Source organism: Rhodococcus sp. SG20037 (assembly GCF_031763325.1).
GTDB lineage: Bacteria > Actinomycetota > Actinomycetes > Mycobacteriales > Mycobacteriaceae > Rhodococcus_F > Rhodococcus_F qingshengii.
Genome location: NZ_CP134497.1, coordinates 1,554,664 through 1,581,573, shown reverse-complemented (window position 1 = coordinate 1,581,573; position 26,910 = coordinate 1,554,664). Strand labels below are relative to the sequence as shown.

The window sequence follows — 26,910 nt, the reverse complement described above, 5'->3', positions numbered from 1 at the left end:
CAAGGCGCTCCAGCGATTCAGCCGAGTGCTCGCTTCAGATCAGCCAACAGATCAGCCGTGTCTTCGAGCCCGACGGACAGACGGACAACGCCGTCTGTAAGACCCACTGCTGCACGGCCTTCCGGCCCCATGGCCCGGTGCGTTGTCGTGGCGGGGTGAGTGATCAACGACTTGGAATCTCCCAAGTTGTTGGAGATGTCGATGACGCGCAGGCCGTTGAGAACCTCGAACGCCCGCTTCTTGCCCTCTCCGTCAGGCGCATCGAGCTCGAACGTGACAACCGTTCCGCCACCGCTCATCTGAGACTTCGCGAGCTCGTGCTGCGGATGCGACGTCAGGTACGGATACTTGACCCACTTGACGCCGGAGTGTCCTTCGAGGAATTCGGCGATCTCGAGTGCCGAAGCCACGGAGTGCCGAATACGAACCGGCATCGTCTCCAGGCCCTTGAGCAGAGTCCACGCATTGAACGGGCTGAGCGCAGGACCGGTGTGCCGCATCAGTTCTCGAACGGGACCGCTGATGTATTCCTCGGTACCGAGAATCGCGCCACCAAGCACGCGCCCCTGACCGTCGATGTGCTTGGTGCCGGAGTACACCACGACGTCGGCCCCCAGATCGAGGCTGCGCTGCAGAAGCGGCGTCGCGAAGACGTTGTCCAGCACTACCTTTGCACCGGCTGCATGAGCAAGCTCCGACACCCGTCGAACGTCGACGAGAGATTGCATCGGGTTGGACGGCGTCTCGAAGAACACTGCCGTGGTAGGCACGGACAGCGCCTCTTCCCACTGCGCGTTGTCCTCACCGTCGACGAAGACGACCTCGACTCCCCAGCGCGGAAGAATCTCGTTGCACACCACGAAGCAGGATCCGAAGAGACTGCGCGCAGCCACCAATCGGTCGCCGTTGGCCAACAGTGCGCCCAACGCCGTGAAGACTGCCGACATTCCGCTGGCAGTCGCAAAGCAGGCTTCTGCACCTTCGATGAGACGCAGACGCTCTTCGAACATCTTGACGGTCGGGTTGCCGTAGCGGGAGTAGACAAAATGATCCACCTCGCCGGTGAAGGCTTGTTCGGCGGCTTCTGCACTCTCGTAGACGAATCCGGAGTTGAGGAACAGCGCTTCGGAAGTCTCCTCGAACCCGGTACGCATCAGTCCGCCGCGAACACCGAGGGTGCCGAGACCGACGTCGTCCGGCAGCGCTCGTTGAAATGCGCCACCCTGGGGAATTCCGCTCACTGCTGCCTCCATGGCAAGCCGATGGCCCGCCAACCTACAAGTCCGCGATGTCCGTCGGCACCCAATGCGCCTTCGAACCCGTCGAGCACGTTGTACGACGGGCCGATGCCCGCCGCAGTCGCAGCTTCCGCCGCACCGATGGAACGTTGTCCGGATCGACACAGGAAAATCACCGGACGCTCCGACCCGGAGGAATCAGCAGTGATGCCGGCTTCCTTCAACTGGTCGACGAAGTTGTCATTGCGCGCGCCGGTCGGGTGGCTCACCCATTCGATCAGTGCAGCCTGCTTGCCGAGGGAGGACACATCGGGGACACCGACGTACTTCCACTCCGCATCGGTCCGCACGTCGACCAGCACGGCGTCGGGGTTTTCGCGGAGCAGCTCCCAGGCTTGCTCCGGCGTCAGATCGCCTGCGTAACTCACGTAGTCCATGTTTTCACAAGACTGCCGTGAGCGCCTGAGCGGGCCGTCAGTTGCAGACGACCCAACGGTTGCCGTCACGGGTCAGGGCCCAGGTCGAGACTCGCTCGCCCGCTCCGCCACCGGTGATCGTCACGTCGGCCCGGGCGCGATCGCCGTTGACCGCGACCCCGTCCACACCCTTCAGCTCGACCGTCCCGTCGACGCCGGCCATAGGACCGTTGCTCGAATTGAAGCTCGCGCAGGTCAGGGTCTTGATCGTCTCCGCGTCATTCCGATTCTCGGCATCGACGTAGTCGGTGACGGAGCGGCTCACGCGGTCCGACTCGGTGACGTTCTCCTCGGCCGGCGAGATCCACGAAGCGACGAAGATTCCACCCAGGATCAAGGCGACGATGGCGACAGCCAAGAGGAACGGCCCCGCAGACGCCTTCTTGCCATCGATGTTGTCGGATTCGCGCAGCTCGTCACTCATAACGCCAATAGTCCCCCACAACTAGAAATTGTGGCCCGTCAAGGATCAGGCCCCTACCCCGGATACCCGAGACAACAGGAGAATGGGAGGAAAGAATAGGTTTACCCACAACCGATCGAGTGAGAGTGTGGATCCGTTCGGCCGCAACCGAGGCACTGTGCTTAGGTTCGGCTAAATTGGATACTTGTCGATATGTTGTCCGAACTTCGAAGAAGGTAGCTGTCCTCACGATGACTGACTCCAACCGCCCACTCCGGGTCGCGATCGTCGGCGCCGGCCCCGCCGGCATCTACGCCGCCGACGCCCTCATGAAATCCGACACCGCAGTTTCCGGCCGCGGCGTCAGCATCGACCTCTTCGAGCGCATGCCCGCGCCCTTCGGCCTGATTCGTTACGGCGTCGCGCCCGATCATCCGCGCATCAAGGGCATCATCACCGCCCTGCACAAGGTGCTCGACAAGCCTCAGGTACGCCTGCTCGGCAACATCGACTACGGCACCGACATCACCCTCGACGACCTGCAGTCGTTCTACGACGCGGTCATCTTCTCCACCGGCGCCAACGCCGACCGTGCGCTCGGCATCCCGGGTATCGAACTCGACGGCAGCTACGGCGCGGCCGACTTCGTCTCCTGGTACGACGGCCACCCCGACGTACCGCGTACGTGGCCGCTCGAAGCCGAGAAGGTCGCCGTCCTCGGCGTCGGCAACGTTGCGCTCGACATCGCCCGCGTTCTCGCCAAGACCGGCGACGAACTGCTGCCGACCGAGATCCCCGCCAACGTCTACGAGGGCCTCAAGAACAACAAGGCCGTCGAGGTTCACGTCTTCGGACGCCGCGGCCCGGCCCAGGCCAAGTTCACCCCTCTCGAACTGCGCGAACTCGACCACTCGCCGACCATCGAGGTCATCGTCGACCCCGAGGACATCGACTACGACGAGGGTTCCGAGCAGGCTCGCCGCAACTCCAAGCAGGTCGACATGGTTGCGAATACGCTGCAGGACTGGGCAATTCGAGACGTCGGAGCCCGTCCTCACAAGCTGTTCCTGCACTTCTTCGAATCTCCCACGGAGATCCTCGGTGAAGACGGCAAGGTCGTCGGCCTGCGCACCGAGCGCACTCAGCTCGACGGCACCGGCAACGTCAAGGGCACCGGCACGTACAAGGACTGGGATGTCCAGGCCGTGTACCGCGCCGTCGGTTACCTCTCGCAGAACATCACGCAGTTGCCGTTCGACGACCAGGCCGGCACCGTCCCCAACGACGCCGGACGCGTCGTCGCCGACGACAACGCCGAGGGCGCAGCCCGGTTCATGCCGGCCACCTACGTCACCGGCTGGATCAAGCGCGGCCCCGTCGGCCTCATCGGCCACACCAAGGGCGACGCCAACGAAACCGTCGCGAATCTTCTCGAGGATTCCGTCGACTTCGCGGGCGCCGCGAACCCCGACGAGAACGCAGTCATCGAGTTCCTCGAAGGCAAGCAGGTTCCGTACACGACCTGGCAGGGCTGGTACCGCCTCGACGCGCACGAGCGCAGCCTGGGCGAGCCCGAGGGCCGTGAGCGCATCAAGGTCGTCGAGCGTCACGACATGCTGAAGGCATCCGAGCCCGACCGCGCGAACTGAGTGCGCGGAAGTAACTGAACAGAAGCCCTCCACCGGCCCGACGCGACCCAGGTCACATCGGGCCGGTGGTGTGTGCAGGGACCCAGGGCAACAGGGCAAAATAGACCCCGTGTTTGACGCCCATGTGCATATCATCGACCCGCGCTTCCCGCTGGTCGAGAATCACGGGTACCTGCCTGAGCCCTTCACCGTGGCCGATTACCGGGCCCGGATTGCCTCGCTGAAGGGCCTCAGCGTTGACGGCGGCGCGGTGGTGACCGCGTCGTACCAGGGCAATGACCAGGAATACCTGAAAGCTGCCTTGTCCGAACTCGGCGAAGGCTGGGTGGGCGTCACTGCTTTGCCGCTCGATGCGACGGATGAAGACATCGTTGCCCTGGACGCACTGGGAGTACGTGCCGTCCGGTTCAACCTGCGCCGCGGCGCCACCGACCTGCGTCTGCTCGCCGATCTCGCCAACCGCGCATTCGATCTGGTCGGCTGGCACGCCGAGTTCTACGTCGATGCCACGCTGTTGCTGTCGTTGGAACCGGTCTTCGCCAAATTGCCCGCGGTGAGCATCGACCACTTGGGAATGTCCACCCGCGGACTGCCGTATCTCCTCAACCTCGTCGACCGCGGAGTGCGCGTCAAAGCCACCGGGTTCGGCCGCACCACCATCTCCGACGTCAGCGATGTGCTGCGCCAGATCCACGCGGTCAATCCCGCTGCGCTGATGTTCGGCACCGATCTACCCGGTACACGGGCACGTCGAGCGTTCGAGGTCCACGACCTGGACGTGATCGCCGACGCTGTCGGCGACGACCTGCCCGCGGTCATGTGCGACAACGCCCGCTCCTGGTACCGCTGCGCTCAGGTGAACGCAACGGCTCCCAGCCACAGCCCCGCCGCGATCAGCGCTCCGAACAGTTCCACCAGCATGGACAATCCGACTGCCTTCACCGCGTGAAGCGTCGACGACCAAGCGATGTCGTAACGGCGCAGCCGCGCTAGTTCCGCGAAATACGTTCCAACGATGAATCCGAGGAACAACCCCACGACCGGAATCACGAAGAACCCGATGATGCCGACGACGCCGCCGACCACCACCGACAGGTTGGGCACTCCCCCGGACTTCATCCGCTTGCCCGGCCACGTGTACTTCACGATCCCGGTGACCACCAGTGCCAGCGCGGACAGCGCGAACACCGTCCACGCCGTGGCACCACCGGTCATGATCGCCCACACCAGAATTGCACCGAAAACGAGAAGCGTCCCCGGGAGAATCGGAACGACGACACCGATCAGACCGACCAGGATGACCAGCCCGACGAGGACCTCGGCCGCTGGACTCATCCGACGGGACGCACCTTCGACGCAGCCTCGCGAGCACGGTCGCGTGCAGTAGGCACATCGGCGGCCGTCGACACTGCAACACCCATGCGACGACGCGTGAAGCTCTCCGGCTTGCCGAAGAGCCGCAGGTCCGTCTCGGGAACCGCGAGCGCCTCGGCGACGCCGTCGAATCCGATCCCCTTTGCCTCCACTCCGCCGTAGATCACTGCCGATGCTCCCGGAGACGTGAGCGTCGTGTCGACCGGCAAGCCCAGGATCGCGCGGGCATGCAGTTCGAACTCCGAAAGTCGCTGCGTCCGCAGAGTCACCAATCCGGTGTCGTGCGGCCGTGGGCTCACTTCGGAGAAGAAGACGTCGTCGCCCTTCACGAATAGCTCGACGCCGAAGATGCCTCGCCCGCCCAGAGCCGTGGTCACCTTCTCGGCGACGTCTCGGGCCGAGGCGAGCGCAACCGCGGACATCTGCTGCGGCTGCCACGATTCGATGTAGTCTCCGGCCTCCTGCAGGTGCCCGATCGGTTCGCAGAACGACGTCTCGACCTGACCGCTCTCACCGACGGCTCGAACTGTCAATTGCGTTATCTCGTAATCGAAATCGACAAAGCCTTCGACGATCACCCGGCCGTGATTCACACGACCTCCGGCCATCGCGTAATCCCATGCGGCGTCGAGATCTTCGGCGGATCGAACCGTCGACTGTCCCTTCCCCGACGAGGACATGACTGGCTTGATGACGCACGGGAAACCGATTCGGTCTGTCGCTGCCTGCACTTCGGCAAGCGAGTCCGCGAAAGCGTACGGCGAAGTGGGCAGGCCCAACTCCTCGGCCGCGAGCCGACGGATTCCCTCACGGTTCATCGTGAGCTGGGTGGCTCGGGCGGTCGGAATGACCACCGCACCCCCGCGTTCTTCGACGAGTGCAAGCGCATCCGTCGCGATGGCCTCGATCTCGGGAACCACGAAGTGAGGCTTTTCCAACTCGATGACGGCAAGCAGTGCTTCCGGATCGGTCATGTCGACGGTATGAGCACGATGAGCCACCTGGTGCCCAGGGGCATCGGGATACCGATCCACCGCAATCACTTCGACGCCCAGACGCTGCAGCGCGATGACAACTTCCTTACCCAACTCGCCTGATCCCAACATCATCACGCGGATGGAGTTCTCGGTCAGTGGGGTTCCGAATCGGAGCGGAAGCGTCGGCAGGGGCGAAGGCGTCGAATCAAGCTGCATGGGTGCGACTATATGCCAATCCCGATGCAGGTCAGCGCGGTTATCGGCCGTCCACCACACCTTCGCGGCCAAATCCTCGCCGGATCGTTCGGGGTAGCGCAGGTTTGCGATAGGTGTGGGTGGCAGTGTCCGGCTCGGAATTCCGTTGCGGCACGGTGTCGTTGCCGACGCGGTGCACTTTCACGAGGTTGCGCCCAGCACGCTTGGCGTCGTACAGAGCCTCGTCTGCGACGCTCATGAGGGTCGACAGCGCCGGCGTCGCATGATCGACCCACGCGACGCCGACGCTGACGGTGCTCGTCACATCTGATTCGGCCGAGTACTCGACTTGCGCGCCGCGGACCGCCTCGGCGACATCGATTGCTCGCGCGTAGCTGCAGTCCGGAAGCAGAACGGCGAACTCCTCGCCGCCGAGCCTTCCGATCAGATCGCCGTCCGACAATCGGTCAGCGGCCCGCTCGGCGAAGTTCGCGAGAACGCTGTCACCGGTCATATGTCCATGCGTGTCGTTGATGCTCTTGAAGTGGTCCAGGTCGAGCATCAGCAGGCCGACCGGAGATTGTGTGCGAGTCGCGTCGGCAAGTTCCGCTTCCGCGTGGCCGAGGAACGCACCGCGCGAGAGGACCCCGGTCAGATGGTCGAATTCGACGGCAAGGAAGAGCTCACGCTCGGCAGCACGGCGTTCCTCGGTCGCACAGGCAACCGCTATCGGCCCCAACGCGATCAGGGTGACCGCTATGGATGTGATGACGTCCTCGTTCCACGTCGAGGCGGCTTGATCTCCGATGTCGAGTCGACCGCTACCCGCCATCATGAGTGACCACACCGACCAGACCACTGAAACGAAGGCAGTGCTCGGAACCGAGATGCGAGTGGCACACCAGAGGAGAGCTGGAATCGGCAAGACCAGCGCAATCGGCCCTTCGATACTGAGGGCGATCGGCACGCAGGCTGCAGTGGCGAGTAGCGGAACGCTCAGAGCGGCGACAGTTCTGGCGGTCAGTTTCCTGCGGAACTCGGCAAGACTCGATGGGATGGTGAGAGTGAGAATGAGAGGAAGGACCAGCAGGTACGCCATGACCTCGGTGGCACCCCAGTGGAAAAACGTGTCGGCAAAGGACTGACCGCGTAAGAGCCGGTCCAAGGCGCCGGCCGTGGCCGCGGTACCAGTCGCCGCGACGAACGAAACGAAGACCATCCATACCAGCGACTGCGAATCGACCAATCGGAACGGTGTGCGCTTCAAGTAGTACAGAACGAGAACACCGAGCGTCACTCCGGCGAGGTTGGCCCCGTTCAGCTGCAGGGCAAGCGACAGCGAGTTGCCCGTAATCAGGTCAGCGCAGACGTATCCGACGGCCGCGGCGATCCACGTCCGCCATTCGATCAGGACCGGCCATCTGACCATCATTCCCAGCAGAATGGCGTTGGCGCACCAGAAAGTCGCGAGCAAACCTGGTGGGCGCGTGAGGATGCCGATCAACGATGCCGCAAGTACGACGGCCAGCACTAGGAGAAGGCGCAGAAAGCGACTCGTCCCTACCATGCGTCACCTCGCGGTCGGCTACCTCTGAATTCGGGAGCACCGGACGTCGCGGTGACCGTATGCCGATGTCGTCGAACCATCGTACGCAGGTGCTGCCACTCGCAGTTCTGTGTTCACATGCCAAAACGGCAGCTGCGACCATCTCCGCAAACGCGAGTGCCCTCCGGCCACGACAGTGGACAGAGGGCACCTGCATGCAATCCGATCGGCAGAGCCGAATGGACCTGCCGGAAGGGATGACTACTCGGCGGATCCGCTGGACAGACCCGAGAGTGAACCGGTGGACGAGCCCTCGCCCTTGCCGGACAGCGATTCGGTGGGAACGGACTTGAGGAAAGCTCCGAGCGCGGTGAGCAGGGGTCCGAGGGTGCTGAGTGATCCGAACATAGGAGGTTCTCCTGTATGTGAGGTGATGTGATGTTCCAGCGCCATTCCGGCCGCAGGCGGTGGCCGAGATGGTTCGGGAACTTCTGCCGCACGGATGGCTGAACCGCCCCCCGAACAACATCCCGAGCTGTGATGTAGCGCACTTACTTGGCGCTGCCTGCATTTATAGACCGGCTTTCCACACTTGTCTAGCTACCTAATAGCTATCAATGCGGACTTTCGGTCACACCTTTACGGATAATTGCAGTTCAAAGCGCAAATTCACCCTCTAGAATGTCGCATAATGTGATTTAGCTCACAGTGAAAAGCCGAAAAGTGTGACCCGCAGACAACTGCGAGCCACACTTTCGGACAAACTGGACTTACTTATCGGCCGCCGATCCCGTCCCAGGGGTGAGAGAGCCACCACCGAGTGCCGTGAACAGGTCCTTGAGCACCGGAATGAACGTCTTGACGACGCCGCTGAAGTCTTCGAATGAACCCATGTCGGGCCTCCTTTTGTCGGAATGCAGTTGAGATGAAGTGAGGACCGAGAACTACTCGGCGGCCGAACCGGCCGAACCCGAGCCGTCTGCCGATCCCGCGTTCAACTTGGTCACGAATGCAAGAACGCTCTTGAGGAAGGCGTCGAGATTCTGAATCGAGGTCATGCGACTACTCCTGTGTTGTTTCGGAAGATTTCTCGAGGTCGAACGTCAGGAGTTCGAGCTCGCAGTGTCCAGCCCCTGAAGGGTTTTGAGCATGTTGACCAGGGGCAGAAGCTGGAGAATGCCCCAGCCCATACCGTTGGCCTTGAGGAGGTTTCCGAGGGATCCCATATGTGACTCCTTGCATGAATATCTATGACGCGGCGCACGTTTTGTTCGCTGCACGTCTTTGTAGCCAAGCTAAATACGTACGTCCAGTTTGTTTCTGTCCAATCGAAAACGTGACACATTGGATGAATATGTAAACCTGCAGTTCAGGTGCTGTGACCTGAATCCAATCTCGAATTCGAGTGTGTTCGAGATCACAGTCAATTGGGACAAAAGGATGCAATCGTCAGAGTCGGTGCCAACCTCGACCGCGATCTGTCATACCGTGTGCGTGTGATCAATCGCGAACGAGTGGCAACCGAGGCAACTCACCGGGAACCGTCGTGCTAGCAAAACTCCTCAAGACGTACCTGCCGCCGTACCGCTGGTTGCTTGCCGGGGTCCTCGCACTGCAACTCTTCGGGGCCATCGCGTCGTTGGTCCTCCCCACACTCAACGCGCGGATCATCGACGACGGCGTCGCCCGAGGCGACACCGGATTCATCATGTCCACCGGCGGGATCATGCTCCTGGTCTCGCTTGCGTCGATCATCGCGTCGGTCGCATCGACCTATCTGGCTGCAAAATCGTCGATGGGCTTCGGCCACGACGTTCGAGGCGCCTTTTACAAGGCAGTCGGCAGTTTCTCGGATCGCGAATTCAACAGTTTCGGTGCGCCGACGCTGATCACACGCAACACCAACGACGTCCTGCAGATCCAGGCCCTGGTCATGCTGACGTCCTCGATGCTCGTCAGCGCCCCACTTATGTGCATCGGCGGCATCATCATGGCTCTGCGCGAGAACCTGCAGATGTCCTGGCTCCTGACGATTTCGGTACCACTGCTCGGCATCACCGTCTCGGTCGTGGTGGCCAAGCTGATCCCGCATTTCCGGACGATGCAGACGCGGATCGACAACATCAATCGATCACTGCGCGAACAGCTCACCGGTATGCGTGTCATTCGCGCCTTCGTTCGCGAACCCGACGAAACGATCCGCTTCGACAAGGCCAACAAGGAACTGACCGACACTTCGCTCCTCATCGGCCGGTACCAGGCGGTTCTGCTGCCCACCGTCATGTTGATCGCCAACCTGTCGAGCGTGGCGGTCCTGTGGTTCGGCGCGCATCTGGTCGACACCGGGGACATGCAGATCGGACAGATCAGCGCCTTCCTCGCCTACGTCATGCAGATCCTGATGTCGGTGGTCATGGCGACCATGTTGGCCGTCGTGATCCCCCGCGCCGCCGTGTGCGCCGACCGCATCACCGAAGTACTCGACACCGAGGCGACCGTGCCCGCGCCGGCCCAGCCCCTTCGCCCGACCAGCCCATACGGCGTGGTCGAGTTCGGTGGAGCCGGATTCACGTATCCGGGAGCAGAAACGCCGGTTCTGTCGAATGTTTCGATGCGATGCATGCCAGGCACGGTCACCGCGATCGTGGGCAGTACCGGTAGTGGCAAATCGACCCTCGTCTCACTCATCCCCCGACTCTTCGACGTCACCGCCGGCGCCGTCCTGGTCGACGGCTTGGACGTCCGTGGCTGGGATCAGGACGAACTCTTCGCCAACTTCGGATACGTGCCCCAGAAGGCCTATCTGTTCGCCGGCACGATCGCGAGCAATATCCGCTACGGAAACCCGACCGCCACCGACGACGACATCTGGGCAGCCCTCACCATCGCCCAGGCAGACGACTTCGTCCGGGAGCTGTCCGACGGTCTCGAGTCACCGATCGCCCAGGGCGGCGGCAATCTCTCGGGCGGACAAAAACAACGTCTCGCCATCGCCAGAGCGGTGGTCCGCAGACCCCGGATCTTCGTCTTCGACGATTCGTTCTCCGCTCTCGACATGCATACGGACGCCGCGGTCCGACGCGAACTCCGGACGGTTTCGACTCATTCGACGGTCATCATCGTGGCTCAGCGCGTCGCATCCATCATCGATGCCGACCAGATCATGGTCCTCGAAGACGGTGCGCCGGTCGGCCTCGGCGACCATCAGTTCCTTCTGGCCAACTGTCCGACGTACCAAGAGATCGTGGCTTCCCAGATTCCCGCGGAGATGAGCGCATGACCAGCCCGCAGGACCCGACATGGGGCGGCCCCAACAGCCAGTACTTCGACGATGCCCCGACGGTGGTGTTCGCCAAGATCCCGAGCGAACCTGAATCCGCGGACGGGGATGCGAAGTCGAGTAACCCCGAGACCCCCGACAAAGAGCCGAAGCCCGCGCTGACCGCGACTGACACCAAACCTCGCCACTTCAAGGCGACGATGAAACGGCTTCTCTCGCTTCTGCAGCCGCACAAGTTTGCGGTCTTCTGTGTCGTCGTTGCGACGATCGCCAGCATCGCGCTGTCGGTCGCAGTGCCGAAAATCCTCGGTCACGCGACAGACCTCATCTTCGCCGGGTTCATCGGCAAGAGCCTGCCCGCCGGACTGACCCGCGAGCAGGCCGCAGACGCCATCCGGGCATCAGGGAATTCGACGTTCGCCGATCTTGTCGCCAACTCGACCGACGTCGTTCCCGGTGTGGGTCTGAACTTCGACGCCATCGGCAAAGTCGTCATGCTCGCGATCGGCGTGTACTTGCTCTCGTCGCTGCTTGCCTGGTTGGAAGCATTCCTCCTCAACATCATCGTCCAGAAGACCATCTACAACCTGCGTGCCTCGGTGGAGGCGAAGCTTCACCGTCTCCCCCTTCCGTATTTCGACAAGACACCGCGCGGCGAGATCCTCAGCCGCGTCACCAACGACATCGACAACATCTCGTCGACGCTGTCGTCGACGTTGACCTCGCTCCTGACGTCGGTGCTCACCGTCCTCGGCGTCCTGACGATGATGTTCGTCATCTCTCCGATGCTCGCCCTGATCGCACTGATCGCGGTGCCGGTATCGGTGCTCCTCGTTGCCAGGGTCGCCAAGCGAGCACAGGTGTTGTACAAGGCTCAGTGGACCGAGACGGGCAAGATCAACGCGCAGATCGAGGAGAACTACAGCGGTCGCGACCTGGTACGCGTGTACGGGCATCAGGCCGAAGCCGAGCGTGAATTCGCCGAGCAGAACAAGAAGCTCCTCGACGCGTCCTTCGGCGCACAGTTCCTCTCCAGCCTGATCATGCCGGTCATGAACTTCGTCGGAAACATCACCTACGTGCTGCTCGCTGTGGTCGGCGCTCTCAAGGTCGCCAGCGGCAACATGTCACTCGGTGACGTTCAGGCCTTCATCGTCTATTCGCGCCAGTTCAGCCAGCCACTGACGCAGATCGCGTCCATGTCGACCAGCCTGCAGTCCGGAGCCGCGTCGGCGGAGCGGGTCTTCGAGCTTCTCGACGAACCCGAGCAGTCGCCCGACATCGACGTGCCGCTTCTCCCCGAGCCCGCCGGACGTCATCGCAACGTCGGTCACATCGAGTTCGAGAACGTCTCGTTCCGGTACGAGCCGGACAAGCCGTTGATCGAGAACGTGTACCTCACGGCCCGGCCCGGGCAGATGGTCGCCATCGTCGGGCCCACCGGTGCCGGCAAGACCACCTTGGTCAACCTGCTCATGCGCTTCTACGAAGTCGACTCCGGCCGAATCACTCTCGACGACGTCGACATCTCGCAGATGCGCCGCTCCGACTTGCGCAAGCACGTCGGCATGGTTCTGCAGGACACCTGGCTCTTCGGCGGCACGATCCGCGACAACATCGCATACGGCCGACTCGACGCCAGCGAATACGAGATTCACGAAGCCGCACGCGCTGCCTTCGTCGACCGCTTCATCCACACGCTCCCGGACGGTTACGACACCGTGCTGGACGAGGAGGCGTCGAACATCAGCTCCGGCGAGAAGCAGCTCATCACGATTGCCCGAGCATTCCTGTCGGAGCCGTCGCTGCTGATTCTCGACGAGGCGACGAGCTCGGTCGACACACGTACGGAACAGCTTGTGCAGCAAGCAATGTCCGCGTTGCGCGTCGGGCGGACCAGCTTCATCATCGCGCACCGGCTCTCCACCATCCGTAACGCCGATCTGATCGTCGTGATGGAGTCGGGCAAGATCGTCGAGCAGGGCACACACGACGAACTCATCGCAGCGGCGGGCGCGTACTTCCGTCTCTACAACGCTCAGTTCGAGGGTGCCGCCGTCTAGTGATCGGCGCCTCCCTCGGTGGACACAGTGCCCCGGAGCACACCTGATCGATTCGACACGTTACCGTCGGGTCAGAAGTGTTGTCACCGTCTGAATTGGGAGTGCGTGTGTCTGCAGAAGCTGTGGAGAAGAAGGGCCCGCTCGCGGGCATTCGGATCGTGGAATTCGCTGGATTGGGACCGGGCCCGCACGCCGCGACACTGTTGGCGGACATGGGCGCCGACATCGTCATCGTGCAGCGCGCAGGGCAGATTCCGCAGGACTCGAACGCAACCGACCAGATCAAGCGCGGCCGCCGCATCGTCGAGGCCAACCTGAAGGACCCGGCCGACGTCGCGAAAGTGCTCGATCTCCTGGGCCGCGCCGACGTCCTCATCGAGGGTTTCCGCCCCGGCGTCATGGAACGCATGGGACTCGGACCCGACGTGGTCTCGGAGCGCAATCCGCGCCTCGTCTACGCCCGTATGACGGGCTGGGGACAGGAAGGACCGCTCGCCAACGCCGCCGGTCACGACATCAACTACATCTCACTGACCGGTGTCCTCAACGCCATCGGACGCAAGGGTGAACGTCCCGTCCCGCCGCTCAACATGGTCGGCGATTTCGGCGGCGGTTCCATGTTCCTGATCTTCGGCATTCTGTCGGCTCTCGTCGAGCGCTCGACGTCCGGTAAGGGCCAGGTCGTCGACGCGGCAATGGTCGACGGAACCCTCGCGCTCTCCCACATGATGTGGGCATTCCGCGGTCGCGGCGTCTGGTCCGACGAGCGCGGCGTCAATCTCCTCGACACCGGCGCTCCGTTCTACGACACCTACGAGACCTCCGACGGCAAGTACATGGCCGTCGGATCCATCGAACCCCAGTTCTACGCATTGCTGCTCGAGGGCCTCGAACTCGATCCCGCGACGCTCCCTCACCAGATGGACACGTCCAAGTGGGACGACATGAAGAAGCTCTTCACCGAAAAGTTCCTGTCCAAGACTCGCGACGAGTGGGCCAAGATCTTCCTCGGCACCGACGCCTGCGTCTCCCCTGTCCTGACTTTCGCCGAGGCTCCGTCCAACGAACACATCGCGGCTCGCGGTTCGCTCATCGAACTGGACGGCGTCACCCAGCATGCTCCCGCACCGCGCTTCTCGCGCACGCCCACCACGACGCCTGCTGCGCCGGCGCGTGAGGCGACGGATATCGATACGGTCTGGACCTAGGGCCTTCGGCCCCTGTGCGCCTTTTTGGTAGTTACTGCAACCAAAAAGGCGCACGGGGCGTCAGCCCAACCTGTAGAACCTGAACATCTCGTGCTCGATCGGCAGCACGTCCACCCGCTCGAAACCTGCCGCCTTGGCATAGCTTTCGAGTGTCGAGTGCCTCATCACCGTCCCGGTGGCAATGCTTCCCGGATGCGAAAGACTGTCCGGTAAGCAGCAGGTCAGCGAAAATCCGTACAGCAATTGCTCGATCGGACCCGCCTCGGGATCGAACTCATCCGCCGTTCGTTCGTCCATCACGATCACCGGAGCGCCCGGCTGGGCAATCGCCCGAGCCGTGGACAGAAAACCCACCGGATCCGGAACGTCGTGAAGGCACTCGAAAGCGAAGACGGCGTCGTAGGTCCCGGCATCGGCTCGCCCGGCCTCAGGAGCCTGTCCGGCGACGTCGACCAACGAGAAATGCACGCGGTCGTCCACCCCCCGATCATGAGCGTTACGACGGGCAGCGTTCACCGACGCCGCGTCGACGTCGAAGCCGTGCACTTCGATCTTCGGGTATCCGAGGGCGAGCGCGATGGACGACCAGCCCTCCCCCATCCCGAGATCAGCAACCTGCCCGCCGTCCGAAAGTGTGGCGTGCAGGTCGGTGACCACCGGCAGAAACTGCTGACAGAGCTGATGGAGATACATCGGCCGATTCAGTAGCGCCTGACCCTCGCGAGCATCGGGGCCCATCGATTCCCACGTGACTCCCCCACCGTGACGATAAGCGTCGAGTAGACGTGGCATCGACGACGTCGTCGCGACCAACAGCCTCGCCAGCGGCGCCAGGAAAAGTAGGTTCTCGTCGTCGACCAGAACATCGGCGTGAGCCTGCGGCAGGCTGTACCGGCGATCGGCATCCGAATTGACGTCCACATAACCGGCGACGGCCTGCTGCTCGAGCCACTCCCGCGCATATCTTTCGACGGTCCCTGTCCGGTCCGCCAGCTCCGTCGACGTGAGCGGGCCGTGATCGCTCAGCGCGCGATACCAGCCCAACCGGTCGCCCAGATACACGGCCTGCAGCTCCGATGCCCCGAGCGTGGCCGCGAACAATCGTTCTGCGAGCGCTTCCGCCGCACTGGTTCCCGCTGCGCCTGTACCGTCTACCGCCGTCATGCCCTACCTCCTGGTTTCACACCACTTTCAGGGTGTGTACCCAGTTCTCAGACGACGACCATTCGTTGGTCTGCCGTGTCGCGATCCGTCGCGAGAGTGTCGTACGCAGCGGCGATGGATGCAACGCCGCGAATGAGGTCCTCGGGAGAACGTGCGTACGGCACGCGGATGAATCGTTCGAACGCACCTTCTACGCCGAAACGGGGGCCGGCGGCAAGGAGTACGCCGAAGTTGGGTGCCACCGCCGCCAACGCCGTCGAGACGGGCGCGGACATTCGCATCCAGACCGACATTCCGCCGGAACCGATGGTGGGACGCCAGTCCGGCAGATGCTCGGCCACCGCACCGAGGAGTACCGCACGCTGTTCTCGCAGAACTTCGCGACGCTGTTCGAGCAACGAGCGGTCGTCGGCGAGCAAGTAGGCGGCTGCCAACTGATCCATGACGGGAGTACCGAGGTCGACCGCGGCACGCGCCCCCACCAACTGGGTGATGAGCGCGGCATCGGCGCGAATCCAACCGACACGTAGCCCGCCCCACAGCGACTTCGCGGTCGAACCGAGCGTCACCACTTCGGTTTTCGCTGCGCCTCGCCCATGTGAGGCGACCGGCGCCGGCGGTGGTGCGTCGAGCCACAGATCCACCATCGTCTCGTCGACGACCAGAGTCATTCGCGTTTCGTGCGCAATCTTCGCAAGCTCGGCGCGGCCGGAAGAGTCCATGCAGAGGCCGGTCGGGTTGTGAAAGTCGGGGATCAGGTATGCCATTCTGGCAGCGGTTTGCCTTGCTGCACTACGAATCCCGTCGAGATCCCAGGCTCCGGCTGCCGCGAACTCCGGTCGGACCGGAACCGGTACGGGCCGAGCGCCGTTTCGCCGAATCGCTTCCAGCGCATTGGGGTACGTCGGATGATCGACCAGCACTCGCTCGCCGGGTGAGGTGAGCACCGACAGCAACAATCGAAGCGCGTGCTGCGCACCCGAGGTCACCATGATCTGTTCGGCGGTGGTGGGAAGACCCCGCGCCGTGTAGCGCTGCGCGATCACGTCACGCAAGTCGGCGATCCCGACCGGTTCCATCCCGTGCGTGGGAAGGAAGTTCGGAAGTTCCTGCAGCGCAGACGCATACGCCAGTTCGACCTGAGCGGCGGGAGCTGCCATCGCCGCGTAACTGAGGTCGACGACGGGTCCACTCGGCCCGGGTTGATGGGAGCGGAACATCAACCCGTTCGGCCGCGCGCCGGCAGGCAATGCCACGGTGCTTCGCGAACCCTGCCTGCTGATCAGGTACCCCTCGTCTCGCAGCACCGAGTACGACGACGTGATCGTGGTTCGACTGAGTTCGAGTACCGCCGCAAGTTCACGCTCACTCGGCAGTGCGACTCCCAGCGGAACGCGACCGTCGTGCACGAGCAGGCGGATACCGTCGGCAAGCGCACGGTACGCGGGCCTGCGTCCGGACTCTTCCTGCCAGGATCCCAGATCGCGCGCGAGCGAACGGGCACCGAGAACTCGAGTCATCATGCAGTCCAGTATCGACAACTTGGCTATGTAACTCAATACCAGTCAAGTTGATCATATGTCCATGACTACCTTCGCAACCCTGATCGGCATCGGACTCTTCGTGGCACTCGTCTACTTCTTCGCGCCCGCCGAAGGTGAAGGTACATACATTCGGTTGGAGCAGTTTCGCCTGGCAGCACCCCTCGGCGGCATCTTCCACGACAAGACTTCAGACCGCGAGAACGACGCTGTCAGACCCCCGTGCGATTGTGATCAGGGGGAAGAATTCACTGATCTCAGTCCAGTTGCGTAAAACTGGACTCTTTTCGCACTCAGAAAGTCTCCAGAGAGGGTTCCCATGCCGGCTTCCAAAAAGATTCTCTACGTCGATCTCGACAACACCTTGGTCAACTTCCAGTCGGGCATCGATCGCCTGACCGACGGCGTCCGAGAGAAGTACAAGAACGACCTCGACGAAGCGCCGCACATCTTCTCTCGCATGGATCCTCTCGACGGCGCTATCGACGCCTACCACCAACTGGCACAGCAGTTCGACACCTACATCCTCTCGACAGCGCCGTGGAAGAACGCCACAGCCTGGCACGACAAGGTTCTGTGGGTACAAGAGCACCTCGGAATGGAGGAAGGCAGCGTCGCGTACAAACGTCTGATCCTCTCGCACCACAAACACCTCAATCGGGGCGACTACCTCGTCGACGACCGCGGAGCAAACGGAGCAGATCGATTCGAGGGCGAGTGGATCAAGTTCGGCAGCACCAAGTTTCCCGACTGGATGACCGTCACCGCACACTTGTCGAAGCTGGCTTGAAACTCGAAATCCCCGCTCATGCTTGCATGAGCGGGGATTTCGAGGGAACGAACTAGCGGACGATCTCGCGCCGGACGATCGTCTCGTCGCGGCCGGGGCCGACACCGATGCAGGAGATGAACGCACCCGAAAGCTCTTCGAGCCTAAGCACGTAGTTCTGCGCATTCTGCGGCAGTTCCTCGAAGGTGCGAGCCTCCGAGATGTCTTCCCACCAGCCGGGCATCTCTTCGTAGATGGGCTTGGCGTGGTGAATGTCGCTCTGTGACATCGGCATTTCGTCGTGGCGGACACCGTCCACCTCGTACGCGACACAGATCGGCACGGTGTCGAGGCTGCTCAGCACGTCCAGCTTGGTGAGGAAGTAGTCGGTGATGCCGTTGACGCGCGTCGCGTAACGCGCGATGACAGCGTCGAACCATCCCGTACGACGAGCGCGTCCGGTGGTGACACCGACCTCGCCGCCCTGCTTCGCCAGGTATGCGCCGTGATCGTCGAACAGCTCCGTCGGGAACGGACCGGAACCGACACGCGTCGTGTACGCCTTCAGGATGCCGAGCACTGTGGTGATCTTGGTGGGACCGATTCCCGAACCGACCGCCGCACCACCCGAAGTGGGGTTGGACGAGGTCACGTACGGGTACGTGCCGTGGTCGACGTCAAGCAGAGTGCCCTGCGAACCTTCGAGCAGAACGGTCTCGCCGCGCTCGAGGGCGAGGTTGAGTTCCAGGCGCGTGTCCGAGATGCGGTGCTTGAAACCCTCGGCCTGCGTCAGTACCTCTTCGACGACCTGCTGCGGGTCGAGTGCCTTGCGGTTGTAGATCTTGACCAGCACCTGGTTCTTGAATTCGAGTGCTGCTTCGACCTTCTGGGTCAGGATCTTCTCGTCAAGGACGTCCGCGGCACGGACACCGACACGGGCGATCTTGTCCTGGTAGCACGGGCCGATACCGCGGCCGGTCGTGCCGATCTTCTTCGCTCCCAGGAAGCGTTCGGTGACCTTGTCGATGGCCACGTGGTACGGCATGATCAGGTGCGCATCAGCAGAAAGCAGCAGGCGGGACGTGTCCACGCCGCGCTCTTCCAGGCCTGCCAATTCGGTCAACAACACACCCGGGTCGACGACGACACCGTTACCGATGACGTTGTTGACGGCGGGGGTGAGGATTCCGGACGGGATGAGGTGCAGTGCGAACTTGTCACCGTTCGGCAGAACCACGGTGTGTCCGGCGTTGTTACCGCCCTGGTATCGCACGACCCACTGAAGCTGCTCGCCCAGTAGATCTGTAGCTTTGCCCTTACCTTCGTCGCCCCACTGGGCGCCGATCAGGACGATTGCCGGCATGACGTTGTCTCCTACGGTCGACGTGCAGCAGTTGTCCCGCCGCATTGGTACTGCCTGGCTTCCGCGCACATGATGCAGCGCCGAACTGTTGCAGTGACCGAAGGAGCAGTCTAGCCCAGAGCATCAGACCAGACCTGACGGTCCAGAATTTGGCCGGTGACCATCACGATTGCGAGTCGACACAGAGACTCGCACTAAGATCGTCGGCAGTGATTCGGACGGCCATTTCGGGGAAGGGTGGCGAGGTCCCACTACCCGAGAAGAAGTCTTGATCGAGCTAGGAGTGGCTTTGACCCCTGTGGTGCTCAAATGTGGCGATTCGCCGGTTCCACTCCCCCTGGGTGAACTCACGTCGTTCACTGTCCCTGAACTTCCGGAGAAGCAAGACTTCGACGAGGCACTGTCCCAACTGCAGGTCGTGACGGAGCCTCGCTTGATCGTCGTGGGTAACGACGGCGCGTTTGCCGCGGCATTGACGCGGTTGATGCGATTGGAGCGACTCAACGTCGAACTCGCCTACGTCACCGAGAACAGGTCCGATGCAACCGACGCGTACAAACTCGCGACCGGTGCACGAGCTGCGCGCACGGCCTTGAAAGGCACAGTCCACACCGTGCCGCTCATTCGCGACGACGCTGGAATCGCGCTGGTAGGTGCAGCAACTGTCACGGGTCCGGCGGATGCAGTCGAACTGATCGGCGAGGCCTACGTCGACGACAACAAGCTGTTCTCCGGTACAGTCCCCGGCATCCGGATAGTGCCGAGCCCCAAGCTCCCCGGGATCAAGGCATCAGTCGACCGCAAGAGCCGCTGGAGCGGGCGACGCTGGCTGGAAGGCCGAGCCATTCAACTGGGCTCGCCGGCAGCGCGACTGGTTCGCGACGGGGTGGCCAACCCACGCGATCTGAAGCGTTCGACCTTCTACCGGCACGACAAGACTTGGTTGTTGGTCAGGTGAGAACCGGAGCAGCACGGTCGGCGGTTCGGCCGAGCCCTGTCTTCCTCGGCGTCGTTGCGATCACTGTCATCGCCGGAATCGTCGCTTGGAACTCGACGTGGGGTTCCATCGCGGGCCGCGCGGGTGTTTTTGTCCTCGTGGTTGCCGGCTGGGTGGTCACGCTCTGCTTGCACGAATTCGCGCATGCCTATCTGGCGTGGCGTCATGGAGACACCGACGTCGAGGCTCGTGGCTACCTGACGCTCAACCCGCTCAAGTACAGCCATCCGATGCTCTCGATCGGTCTGCCGGTGCTGTTCATCGCATTGGGCGGCATCGGGCTTCCCGGCGGCGCCGTGTACCTGCGCACCGGGATGTTCCCGCCCAAGGTGCAGGCCCGAATATCGCTCGCCGGTCCGTTCACGAATGCCGTCGCCGCCGTGATCCTCCTCGTCGTCATACGTACGTACGGCTCATCGGCCGAGCATCTGACGTTCTGGGCAGGCCTCAGTTTCCTGGCCTTCTTGCAGGTCATGGCAACAGTTTTGAACCTGCTCCCAGTCCCGGGTCTGGACGGTTACAACGCGCTGGAGCCCTACCTCGCACCCAACACACGGCACCAACTCGACCAGTTCAAGCCGTACGGACTGCTCCTGCTGGTTGCGCTCCTGTTCGTCCCACAGGTCAATGTCGTCTTCTTCGACGCGATCTACTGGATCTTCGAATTGAGCGGTGTGTCCGACTACTACGCCATGCTCGGTAACGCCCTCATGCGTTTTTGGACGTGATCGAGTGCGCTGGAGGAGACTCGTGAGAGTCTGACATTTCAGACATTCATTCTTCTTCAGGGGAGCATCGATGATTGCGACGTCATTTCAGTCCGGCGGAGTGGAGTACACCCTCACGCGGGCCGAGATTCGACACGTGGAGGCACTGATCGACTTGCTCGCCGACGACCCGATCGGCAGCACCCGGGAGACGACCAACCCCGAAGCCCGAACGATCTACGAGGACGCGTTCAAGCGAATCGACGAGGATCCGGCTCAACTTCTCGTCACCGTTCTGGTCGGCGACGCGGTAATCGGCACAATGCAATTGACCTTCATTCCGGGTATGAGCCGGATGGGTGCCACGCGACTGCAGATCGAAGCTGTTCGCGTCCACGAGGACTACCGAAGTAAAGGCATCGGCAGTTCGATGATCCGATGGGCCTGCGAAGAAGGTGCCCGGCGCGGCGCGTTTCTGGCGCAGCTCACCTCGGATCAAACTCGCAAGGAAGCTCACGACTTCTACGAGCGACTCGGATTTGTGGCCTCCCATGTCGGGTTCAAGAAGTCACTGAGCTGACGCCCTGCCACAAAACTCCCAAACGCGGGGACTCCCAAACGCGAGCTCGAGCACCGGGGCGTAGAGGTGCCCCGGTGCTCACGTCTTCAGTTGTCGCGGTTCACGCCGCTGTGGGTGGGCTGTTCCCGCCGATCGGCTGTTGATACGGATCGATCGACATCGGTGGATAGAACACCGTTTTCCGATCCGGGCCGATCTCCACCCGCCACTCCGTGTGATGCATCGTCCGATGATGATGACCGCACAACAAGATCAGATTGTCGAGATCCGTTGGGCCACCAACGTTCCAGTGAACAATATGGTGGGCATCGCACCACCCCGATGGTGTCCCGCATCCCGGGAACGCACACCCACCATCCCGAACCGCCAACGCCCGCCGCTGCGGCACCGTCGCTGTTCTCGCTTCCTTACCGCACTCGAGCGGAACACCATTCTCATCCAACAAAATCCGCGTCACGGTGCAGTCGCACGCCAACATCCGCGCGGTATCGATACTGATGGGGCCCACCCAATCCGCCCACGCGAACCCCAACTCCTCAGTGGACGGCAAGAGGTCTTTCAGAACTTTAAGGTCCGTCATATCTTTTGCCGACGCGGTCACCGTGACGTGCGGTTTCACCCCGCCCTCGATCGGACCCAACCCCGCCCGCTCGTACCGCCGCAGTAGTTCGCAGAACCCGTCCGCGCGCCGCAGCGCCGGAGTACGGGTGTCCTTCACGCCGTCCTTCTCCGGTGTCGGAGCCGACAGGCTCGACAACAACGTGATCAACCGGGCCCCGTTCACAGCATCCAGGTCGCCCTTCACAGTTACTCTGCCGTACAGGCCTTTCGACGCGTAGAACTCGTTACGTTCGGAATCCTCACCGACCGGAACCCCGTCCTCGCGTTTGCCGTACTGCTTCTCGATCCGCCGGATCGCCGCCCGCACCGCATCACAATCAGCAATGTTCTGCGACGCCAGGACAAGCAGGATCCCGCGGGCCTTGTCCACATCCGCCAGAGTCATGTTCTTCGGTGGATGCTGACAGAACGACGCCACCTGACGGGCTTTCAACGCATCAACCTCACCGCGATGAAACGCATCCGCGACAACCGGTTCGAGCATCAGCAACCGCGCCAACCCGACCAGCAGACTGCACTCACCGATCTCCAGATTCGTCGAACCATGCAACCACTGCGCGATCGCCCGAAAACCCTTCCCGCCGAGAACGTCCCGGGAAAACATCTCCACGATCAGCAACACCATCCGCGACTGCAACTCGTGTCGGGCGCGCACCAGACCTAGAACCTCACCCTTGAGGTCCTCGCCATCCAGCTGCCACGCTTCCCGACTGTCCATGCTAAAAGTCTAATCGAACATATTTTCGATAACCAGAGCCAAACCGGACAACTTCAAGAAGACCTACACTCGAGAGCTGTTGAGATGCATCGCTATTCGCGCAACCGCCGACGCGATTCGTTGACAGAGACTCGCAACTCCCCCAAAGGCACTTCACGACCCGACTCACTGCGCACCTCGACGCGAACGCGCTCACCTGTAGCGTCGTCGGCCACCTCCAACGGTCCACCTTTTCCGCCGTGCAGATACTTGTCACCCCACTGCATCAGCGCGAGAACCGCCGGCAGCAGGTCACGGCCCTTCTCGGTGAGCACATACTCGTGCCGCGTCCGCTTTCCAGGCTCCTTGTACGGCACACGCTCGAACAGTCCCGCCTCAGTGAGTTCTTTCAGCCTCGCCGACGCAACCGCCTCGGTGATGCCGACTCGCGACGCGAAGTCATCGAAACGCGTTGTGCCGTAATAGGCCTCTCGCAGAATGAGCATCGCGGATCGAGTGCCGACCACTTCCATGGCCCGCCCGATCGAACAGTGCGTGGCCCGCCAGGCGTCGCGATCTTCGAGCACTCCGGTCAGTCGTACAGCGTCCATGCAATTCACCATACCCCCTGGCTTGCCATAACCATAGCCAGAGTCTAGATTGCTGACTATGGAACTTCATAGCCAGCCGGTGCGGACCGGACCCCTGCTCGCGATACTGTCGGGGGCGCCGTTTGTCGCCAGCCTCGATCTTTTTGTGGTCAACGTGGCCTTCGGCGACATCGCCAAGAGCTACCCGGGTCACTCGCTGGGCGAGTTCAGTTGGATCCTCAACAGCTACGCGATCGTCTACGCCGCACTGTTGATACCCCTCGGACGCTGGGCGGACAGGATCGGGCACAAGCGCGCCTTCATCGCCGGCCTCGCACTGTTCACCCTCGCCAGCGCCGCCTGTGCCTTCAGCCCGTCCTTGTGGGCACTGGTGGCCTTCCGTATCGTCCAGGCAGTCGGCGCCGCTGCGCTCACCCCGGCCAGCCTCGGGCTTCTGATCAATGCGCTTCCCGCCGCGAAACGTCAATCCGGCGTTCGCATCTGGGCAGCCGCCGGCGCTGCAGCAGCTGCATTCGGCCCTGTCGTGGGCGGCATCCTCGTAGAGGCCTCGTGGCGCTGGGTCTTCCTGATCAATGTTCCAGTGGGCATCGTGTTGCTCTACTTCGCAGTCCGACTCGTACCGGATACAACACACAAGGACCCCGATGCCGGTATCGACTTCGTCGGCGCTGCCCTCCTCACCGTCGGAATCGGCTCTCTCGCCCTGGCACTCGTCCAGGGTCCGGACTGGGGATGGACCGACAATCGCGTTCTGATTGCCTTCGCCGTGGCCGCCGTGACACTACTCTCGTTCTGGTGGAGCAACTCTCGTCACCGGACTCCGTTGATTGCTCCGGATCTTCTGAAGATCCGCTCGTTTGCCTGGTCCAACGTCACCGCCATCCTGTTCAGCGCAGCATTCGCCGCGGGTCTTCTCTCGAACATCCTGTGGCTCCAGGAAGCCTGGGGATACTCCGCTCTGCGAACCGGTTTCGCCGTCTCACCGGGTCCGCTTCTCGTTCCGCTGTTCGCCATCGCCGGCGGATCGCTGACGCGGAGGTACTCGGCGGGACGCGTCGCCGCACTCGGCAGCCTTCTGTGGGCAGTCGGAACCGTACTCGTTCTCGTCTCGGTTGATACGACGCCCAACTACGCGACCGGACTCCTACCAGGCTGGATCATCGCCGGGATCGGTGTCGGTCTTGCCCTGCCGACCATTCTGTCGCAGGCCACGGCGGATCTGGCACCTGCCAGATCGGCCACCGGTAGCGCAATCGTCAGCATGAGCCGACAGATCGGAACCGTTCTCGGCGTGAGCGTTCTGATCGCGGTTCTCGGCTCTGCTGTCGACTACGACACCTTCCGCCAGGCCTGGTGGGTGATCTTTGGCGTCGCGCTTGTGTCTGCCCTGGCATCACTGGGAATGACGCCTGCGACCACACCCACCCCGGTTGTCCCTGCTGAATCCGCCATCCCTGAAAGGAATTTGTCATGAGAGACGCAGTTATCGTCGAAGCCGTTCGCACTCCGATCGGCAAGGGAAAGGCGAACGGCGCCCTGCACGGCATCAACGCCGTCGACCTCCTCGCCCACAGCCTCAAGGCGGTAGTCGAACGCACTGGAATCGATGCAGCACTGATCGACGACGTCATCGGTGGAGCGGTAAGCCAAGTCGGTGAACAGAGCCAGAATGTCACTCGCACTGCCCTTCTCGCCGCAGGCTACCCTGAGTCGGTACCGGGAACCACCGTCGACCGACAGTGTGGAAGTAGCCAACAAGCAGTTCATTTTGCCGCTCAGGGCGTCATTGCCGGTGCGTACGACATCGTTGTCGCTGCCGGAGTCGAGTCGATGAGCCGAGTCCCTATGGGCTCGAGCAGCATCGGGCGCGAATCACTCGGCGTGGGTTTCGAAGAGCGCTATCCGGACGGTCTGGTACCGCAGGGCATCAGCGCCGAATTGATCGCCGCCAAGTGGGGACTGAGCCGCACCCAACTCGACGAGTTCTCGGCGTCGAGTCATCGGAAAGCCGCGCTGGCAACCGAGAGTGGGTACTTCACCAAGGAACTCGCCACGCTCCCGCAGCTGTCGGTCGACGAGGCCATCCGCCCCGGCACCACGGTCGAGACCCTGGCCGGCCTACGGACCGCCTTCGAATCCGACTACTACGCACAGCGATTCCCACAGATCGACTGGTCCATCACCGCGGGCAACAGCAGCCCGCTTTCGGACGGCAGTTCGGCGGTGATGATCACGACCAGTGAGATCGCCGCGAAACTCGGCCTCACCCCGAAGGCACGATTGCACAGCTTCGCAGTTGCCGGCGACGATCCGCTCTACATGCTCACCGCGGTCATCCCGGCTACACAGAAGGTCCTGGCCCGTGCGGGATTGACGGTCTCGGACATCGATCTGTTCGAGGTCAACGAGGCCTTTGCCCCAGTGGTCCTCTCGTGGGCAGCGGACACCGGCGTCGACCTGTCCAAGGTGAACGTCCACGGCGGCGCCATCGCGCTCGGCCACCCACTGGGCGGCAGCGGAACGCGGATCATGACCACCCTGGTCAACGCGATGGAGCAGCGCGGCGCGCGCTACGGACTCCAGACCATGTGCGAGGCAGGTGGGTTGGCCAACGCGACCATCCTGGAGCGCCTGGGCTGAGCGATCCCCGATGGACGGCATTCCGACATCAGTGACCGAGTGCCGTCCATTCGGGATCCGGCTTGCGCGCAACGACCCGAAACACGATTCCGCCCCGGCCGCTGCGCTGCACCTCGTCGATCAGGAAACCGGCGTTTTCGAGGTATTCAACCGGTTCACGGGTGAGATGATCGGCACCGAACCGAACAAAAAGCGGTTCGACGACCTTCATCAACGTACGAGCAACAACGTTCTTGCTCGGTCCGTGCTCGGCGAGGACGAATCGACCACCGGGTACCAGGACTCGAAATGCTTCGCTCGCAACTCGGTCCGGATCGGGGATCGTGCAAAAGGCGTAGGTCGAGACCAACGTGTCCACGCACTCGTCGGGAACATCGAGTGCTTGCACGTCTCCGAGTCGTAGGTCGACTTCGGTCTTCACTCCTTCGGAGACCTTGAGCCTGGCCTGATCGAGCATCGCAGTCGAGATGTCCACGCCGATGACGTAATCGACGTCGTCTCCGTAGAGAGGCAGGTTCAGTCCGGTACCCACGGCGATCTCGACCACGCGGCCATGCGCCTGGTCCACGGCCCATTTCCGGGCGTCACCGAGCACAAAGCGTTCGAAGCGCCCGATCTGTCGGTCGTAGTGCGCCGCCATTGCGTCGAAAGTCTTGGCGACCTGTGCAGTGTCTGGTTCACGCATAGTGCCCCGTTTCGATCGATCTTCTGTGCAGTCTTACACGCGAGCACCGGGTCGGGAAGACCTTTCGTGACGAAGGGCAACCGACCTCGCGAGGTCGTCCCTGACGGATGCCCCCGGTATCGTTCC

General features: G+C 62.5%; 27 protein-coding genes. 12 read left to right on the top strand and 15 right to left on the bottom strand.

Annotation, left to right across the window (positions count from 1 at the left end; translation table 11 throughout):
* Positions 1–17: 17 nt before the first annotated feature.
* From RHP72_RS07385 to RHP72_RS07375, 3 genes are read right to left on the bottom strand one after another with little or no spacing between them, the layout of a single operon-like run.
* A complete protein-coding gene (locus RHP72_RS07385; RefSeq protein WP_172403504.1) occupies positions 18–1,241 on the bottom strand; it encodes an O-succinylhomoserine sulfhydrylase in 1,224 nt (407 codons plus the stop codon).
* Positions 1,238–1,666 (bottom strand): rhodanese-like domain-containing protein, encoded by a 429-nt coding sequence (locus tag RHP72_RS07380; protein WP_007726822.1) that lies wholly within the window; start codon positions 1,664–1,666, stop codon positions 1,238–1,240. The genes RHP72_RS07385 and RHP72_RS07380 overlap by 4 nt, the downstream gene beginning before the upstream one ends.
* Positions 1,667–1,712: 46 nt before the next feature.
* Positions 1,713–2,138: a hypothetical protein gene (locus RHP72_RS07375; RefSeq protein WP_007726820.1), complete on the bottom strand. Its 426-nt coding sequence runs from the start codon at positions 2,136–2,138 to the stop codon at positions 1,713–1,715.
* Between the two features lie 230 nt (positions 2,139–2,368).
* On the opposite strand from RHP72_RS07375, the gene RHP72_RS07370 reads away from it, so the two are divergent.
* Positions 2,369–3,766 (top strand): FAD-dependent oxidoreductase, encoded by a 1,398-nt coding sequence (locus RHP72_RS07370; protein WP_003944405.1) that lies wholly within the window; start codon positions 2,369–2,371, stop codon positions 3,764–3,766.
* Between the two features lie 109 nt (positions 3,767–3,875).
* Positions 3,876–4,715, top strand: a complete 840-nt coding sequence (locus RHP72_RS07365) for an amidohydrolase family protein (RefSeq protein ID WP_223304639.1) — start codon at positions 3,876–3,878, stop codon at positions 4,713–4,715.
* Here the strand turns inward: RHP72_RS07365 and RHP72_RS07360 are convergent.
* The 6 genes from RHP72_RS07360 to RHP72_RS07335 all read right to left on the bottom strand — a co-directional run bounded on the left by RHP72_RS07360 (position 4,619) and on the right by RHP72_RS07335 (position 9,084).
* Positions 4,619–5,101 carry a DUF456 domain-containing protein gene (locus RHP72_RS07360; protein ID WP_042924222.1) on the bottom strand — a complete coding sequence of 161 codons (483 nt, stop codon included), beginning with the start codon at positions 5,099–5,101 and terminating at the stop codon, positions 4,619–4,621. The two genes, RHP72_RS07365 and RHP72_RS07360, sit on opposite strands and share 97 nt — an antisense overlap.
* Positions 5,098–6,333, bottom strand: a complete 1,236-nt coding sequence (gene purT / locus RHP72_RS07355) for a formate-dependent phosphoribosylglycinamide formyltransferase (RefSeq protein ID WP_003944342.1) — start codon at positions 6,331–6,333, stop codon at positions 5,098–5,100. The genes RHP72_RS07360 and purT overlap by 4 nt, the downstream gene beginning before the upstream one ends.
* A 40-nt stretch (positions 6,334–6,373) precedes the next feature.
* Positions 6,374–7,879: a GGDEF domain-containing protein gene (locus RHP72_RS07350; RefSeq protein WP_223304638.1), complete on the bottom strand. Its 1,506-nt coding sequence runs from the start codon at positions 7,877–7,879 to the stop codon at positions 6,374–6,376.
* A 240-nt stretch (positions 7,880–8,119) separates the two neighbouring features.
* Positions 8,120–8,266, bottom strand: a complete 147-nt coding sequence (locus tag RHP72_RS07345; protein ID WP_007726811.1) for a hypothetical protein — start codon at positions 8,264–8,266, stop codon at positions 8,120–8,122.
* Between the two features lie 362 nt (positions 8,267–8,628).
* A complete protein-coding gene (locus RHP72_RS07340; RefSeq protein ID WP_019749478.1) occupies positions 8,629–8,751 on the bottom strand; it encodes a hypothetical protein in 123 nt (40 codons plus the stop codon).
* A 210-nt stretch (positions 8,752–8,961) separates the two neighbouring features.
* Positions 8,962–9,084, bottom strand: a complete 123-nt coding sequence (locus RHP72_RS07335) for a hypothetical protein (protein ID WP_003944443.1) — start codon at positions 9,082–9,084, stop codon at positions 8,962–8,964.
* Positions 9,085–9,404: 320 nt separating this feature from the next.
* On the opposite strand from RHP72_RS07335, the gene RHP72_RS07330 reads away from it, so the two are divergent.
* The 3 genes from RHP72_RS07330 (at position 9,405) to RHP72_RS07320 (ending at position 14,409) form a co-directional block, all read left to right on the top strand.
* Positions 9,405–11,138, top strand: a complete 1,734-nt coding sequence (locus RHP72_RS07330) for an ABC transporter ATP-binding protein (protein ID WP_007726810.1) — start codon at positions 9,405–9,407, stop codon at positions 11,136–11,138.
* A complete protein-coding gene (locus tag RHP72_RS07325) occupies positions 11,135–13,201 on the top strand; it encodes an ABC transporter ATP-binding protein (protein ID WP_042924214.1) in 2,067 nt (688 codons plus the stop codon). The genes RHP72_RS07330 and RHP72_RS07325 overlap by 4 nt, the downstream gene beginning before the upstream one ends.
* A 107-nt stretch (positions 13,202–13,308) precedes the next feature.
* Entirely contained in the window at positions 13,309–14,409 is a 1,101-nt protein-coding gene (locus RHP72_RS07320; protein WP_042924245.1) for a CaiB/BaiF CoA-transferase family protein, read from the top strand.
* A gap of 60 nt (positions 14,410–14,469) precedes the next feature.
* Here RHP72_RS07320 and RHP72_RS07315 read toward each other — a convergent pair whose 3' ends face one another.
* Positions 14,470–15,573 carry a class I SAM-dependent methyltransferase gene (locus tag RHP72_RS07315; RefSeq protein ID WP_311094522.1) on the bottom strand — a complete coding sequence of 368 codons (1,104 nt, stop codon included), beginning with the start codon at positions 15,571–15,573 and terminating at the stop codon, positions 14,470–14,472.
* 47 nt (positions 15,574–15,620) lie between these two features.
* A complete protein-coding gene (locus RHP72_RS07310; protein ID WP_019749471.1) occupies positions 15,621–17,096 on the bottom strand; it encodes a PLP-dependent aminotransferase family protein in 1,476 nt (491 codons plus the stop codon).
* Between the two features lie 61 nt (positions 17,097–17,157).
* Between RHP72_RS07310 and RHP72_RS07305 the strand changes: the two genes are divergently transcribed.
* Positions 17,158–17,388: a hypothetical protein gene (locus RHP72_RS07305; RefSeq protein ID WP_003944349.1), complete on the top strand. Its 231-nt coding sequence runs from the start codon at positions 17,158–17,160 to the stop codon at positions 17,386–17,388.
* Between the two features lie 45 nt (positions 17,389–17,433).
* Positions 17,434–17,904, top strand: a complete 471-nt coding sequence (locus RHP72_RS07300; protein WP_065454891.1) for a 5' nucleotidase, NT5C type — start codon at positions 17,434–17,436, stop codon at positions 17,902–17,904.
* 52 nt (positions 17,905–17,956) lie between these two features.
* On the opposite strand, the gene RHP72_RS07295 is transcribed toward RHP72_RS07300, so the two are convergent.
* Complete coding sequence (locus tag RHP72_RS07295) at positions 17,957–19,246, bottom strand: adenylosuccinate synthase (RefSeq protein ID WP_003944351.1); 1,290 nt, start codon at positions 19,244–19,246, stop codon at positions 17,957–17,959.
* A 283-nt stretch (positions 19,247–19,529) separates the two neighbouring features.
* On the opposite strand from RHP72_RS07295, the gene RHP72_RS07290 reads away from it, so the two are divergent.
* From RHP72_RS07290 to RHP72_RS07280, 3 genes are all read left to right on the top strand, one after another.
* Entirely contained in the window at positions 19,530–20,204 is a 675-nt protein-coding gene (locus tag RHP72_RS07290; RefSeq protein WP_311094521.1) for a hypothetical protein, read from the top strand.
* Positions 20,201–20,971 (top strand): site-2 protease family protein, encoded by a 771-nt coding sequence (locus RHP72_RS07285; RefSeq protein ID WP_311094520.1) that lies wholly within the window; start codon positions 20,201–20,203, stop codon positions 20,969–20,971. Before RHP72_RS07290 ends, RHP72_RS07285 begins: the two co-directional genes overlap by 4 nt.
* Positions 20,972–21,041: 70 nt before the next feature.
* Positions 21,042–21,530, top strand: a complete 489-nt coding sequence (locus RHP72_RS07280; RefSeq protein WP_007726792.1) for a GNAT family N-acetyltransferase — start codon at positions 21,042–21,044, stop codon at positions 21,528–21,530.
* Positions 21,531–21,630: 100 nt separating this feature from the next.
* On the opposite strand, the gene RHP72_RS07275 is transcribed toward RHP72_RS07280, so the two are convergent.
* Both RHP72_RS07275 and RHP72_RS07270 read right to left on the bottom strand, forming a co-directional pair.
* Positions 21,631–22,869: a DUF222 domain-containing protein gene (locus tag RHP72_RS07275; RefSeq protein WP_311094519.1), complete on the bottom strand. Its 1,239-nt coding sequence runs from the start codon at positions 22,867–22,869 to the stop codon at positions 21,631–21,633.
* A 92-nt stretch (positions 22,870–22,961) separates the two neighbouring features.
* Entirely contained in the window at positions 22,962–23,459 is a 498-nt protein-coding gene (locus tag RHP72_RS07270) for a helix-turn-helix domain-containing protein (RefSeq protein ID WP_003944415.1), read from the bottom strand.
* Positions 23,460–23,517: 58 nt separating this feature from the next.
* On the opposite strand from RHP72_RS07270, the gene RHP72_RS07265 reads away from it, so the two are divergent.
* On the top strand, positions 23,518–24,933 hold the full coding sequence (locus tag RHP72_RS07265) for an MFS transporter (protein ID WP_064114292.1): 1,416 nt from the start codon (positions 23,518–23,520) through the stop codon (positions 24,931–24,933).
* Positions 24,930–26,099, top strand: a complete 1,170-nt coding sequence (locus RHP72_RS07260; protein ID WP_042452159.1) for a thiolase family protein — start codon at positions 24,930–24,932, stop codon at positions 26,097–26,099. Before RHP72_RS07265 ends, RHP72_RS07260 begins: the two co-directional genes overlap by 4 nt.
* Before the next feature lie 28 nt (positions 26,100–26,127).
* On the opposite strand, the gene RHP72_RS07255 is transcribed toward RHP72_RS07260, so the two are convergent.
* Positions 26,128–26,784: a class I SAM-dependent methyltransferase gene (locus RHP72_RS07255; RefSeq protein WP_007726788.1), complete on the bottom strand. Its 657-nt coding sequence runs from the start codon at positions 26,782–26,784 to the stop codon at positions 26,128–26,130.
* Positions 26,785–26,910: the final 126 nt, after the last annotated feature.

Coding starts and splice junctions, on each gene's coding strand:
- RHP72_RS07305 (WP_003944349.1), top strand. CDS start 17,158: ATGACTACCTTCGCAACCCTGATCGGCATCGGACTCTTCGTGGCACTC.
- RHP72_RS07325 (WP_042924214.1), top strand. CDS start 11,135: ATGACCAGCCCGCAGGACCCGACATGGGGCGGCCCCAACAGCCAGTAC.
- RHP72_RS07315 (WP_311094522.1), bottom strand. CDS start 15,573: ATGACGGCGGTAGACGGTACAGGCGCAGCGGGAACCAGTGCGGCGGAA.
- RHP72_RS07310 (WP_019749471.1), bottom strand. CDS start 17,096: ATGATGACTCGAGTTCTCGGTGCCCGTTCGCTCGCGCGCGATCTGGGA.
- RHP72_RS07280 (WP_007726792.1), top strand. CDS start 21,042: ATGATTGCGACGTCATTTCAGTCCGGCGGAGTGGAGTACACCCTCACG.
- RHP72_RS07335 (WP_003944443.1), bottom strand. CDS start 9,084: ATGGGATCCCTCGGAAACCTCCTCAAGGCCAACGGTATGGGCTGGGGC.
- RHP72_RS07340 (WP_019749478.1), bottom strand. CDS start 8,751: ATGGGTTCATTCGAAGACTTCAGCGGCGTCGTCAAGACGTTCATTCCG.
- RHP72_RS07255 (WP_007726788.1), bottom strand. CDS start 26,784: ATGCGTGAACCAGACACTGCACAGGTCGCCAAGACTTTCGACGCAATG.
- RHP72_RS07300 (WP_065454891.1), top strand. CDS start 17,434: ATGCCGGCTTCCAAAAAGATTCTCTACGTCGATCTCGACAACACCTTG.
- RHP72_RS07270 (WP_003944415.1), bottom strand. CDS start 23,459: ATGGACGCTGTACGACTGACCGGAGTGCTCGAAGATCGCGACGCCTGG.
- RHP72_RS07275 (WP_311094519.1), bottom strand. CDS start 22,869: ATGGACAGTCGGGAAGCGTGGCAGCTGGATGGCGAGGACCTCAAGGGT.
- RHP72_RS07345 (WP_007726811.1), bottom strand. CDS start 8,266: ATGTTCGGATCACTCAGCACCCTCGGACCCCTGCTCACCGCGCTCGGA.
- RHP72_RS07265 (WP_064114292.1), top strand. CDS start 23,518: ATGGAACTTCATAGCCAGCCGGTGCGGACCGGACCCCTGCTCGCGATA.
- RHP72_RS07375 (WP_007726820.1), bottom strand. CDS start 2,138: ATGAGTGACGAGCTGCGCGAATCCGACAACATCGATGGCAAGAAGGCG.
- RHP72_RS07295 (WP_003944351.1), bottom strand. CDS start 19,246: ATGCCGGCAATCGTCCTGATCGGCGCCCAGTGGGGCGACGAAGGTAAG.
- RHP72_RS07260 (WP_042452159.1), top strand. CDS start 24,930: ATGAGAGACGCAGTTATCGTCGAAGCCGTTCGCACTCCGATCGGCAAG.
- RHP72_RS07360 (WP_042924222.1), bottom strand. CDS start 5,101: ATGAGTCCAGCGGCCGAGGTCCTCGTCGGGCTGGTCATCCTGGTCGGT.
- RHP72_RS07370 (WP_003944405.1), top strand. CDS start 2,369: ATGACTGACTCCAACCGCCCACTCCGGGTCGCGATCGTCGGCGCCGGC.
- purT (WP_003944342.1), bottom strand. CDS start 6,333: ATGCAGCTTGATTCGACGCCTTCGCCCCTGCCGACGCTTCCGCTCCGA.
- RHP72_RS07350 (WP_223304638.1), bottom strand. CDS start 7,879: ATGGTAGGGACGAGTCGCTTTCTGCGCCTTCTCCTAGTGCTGGCCGTC.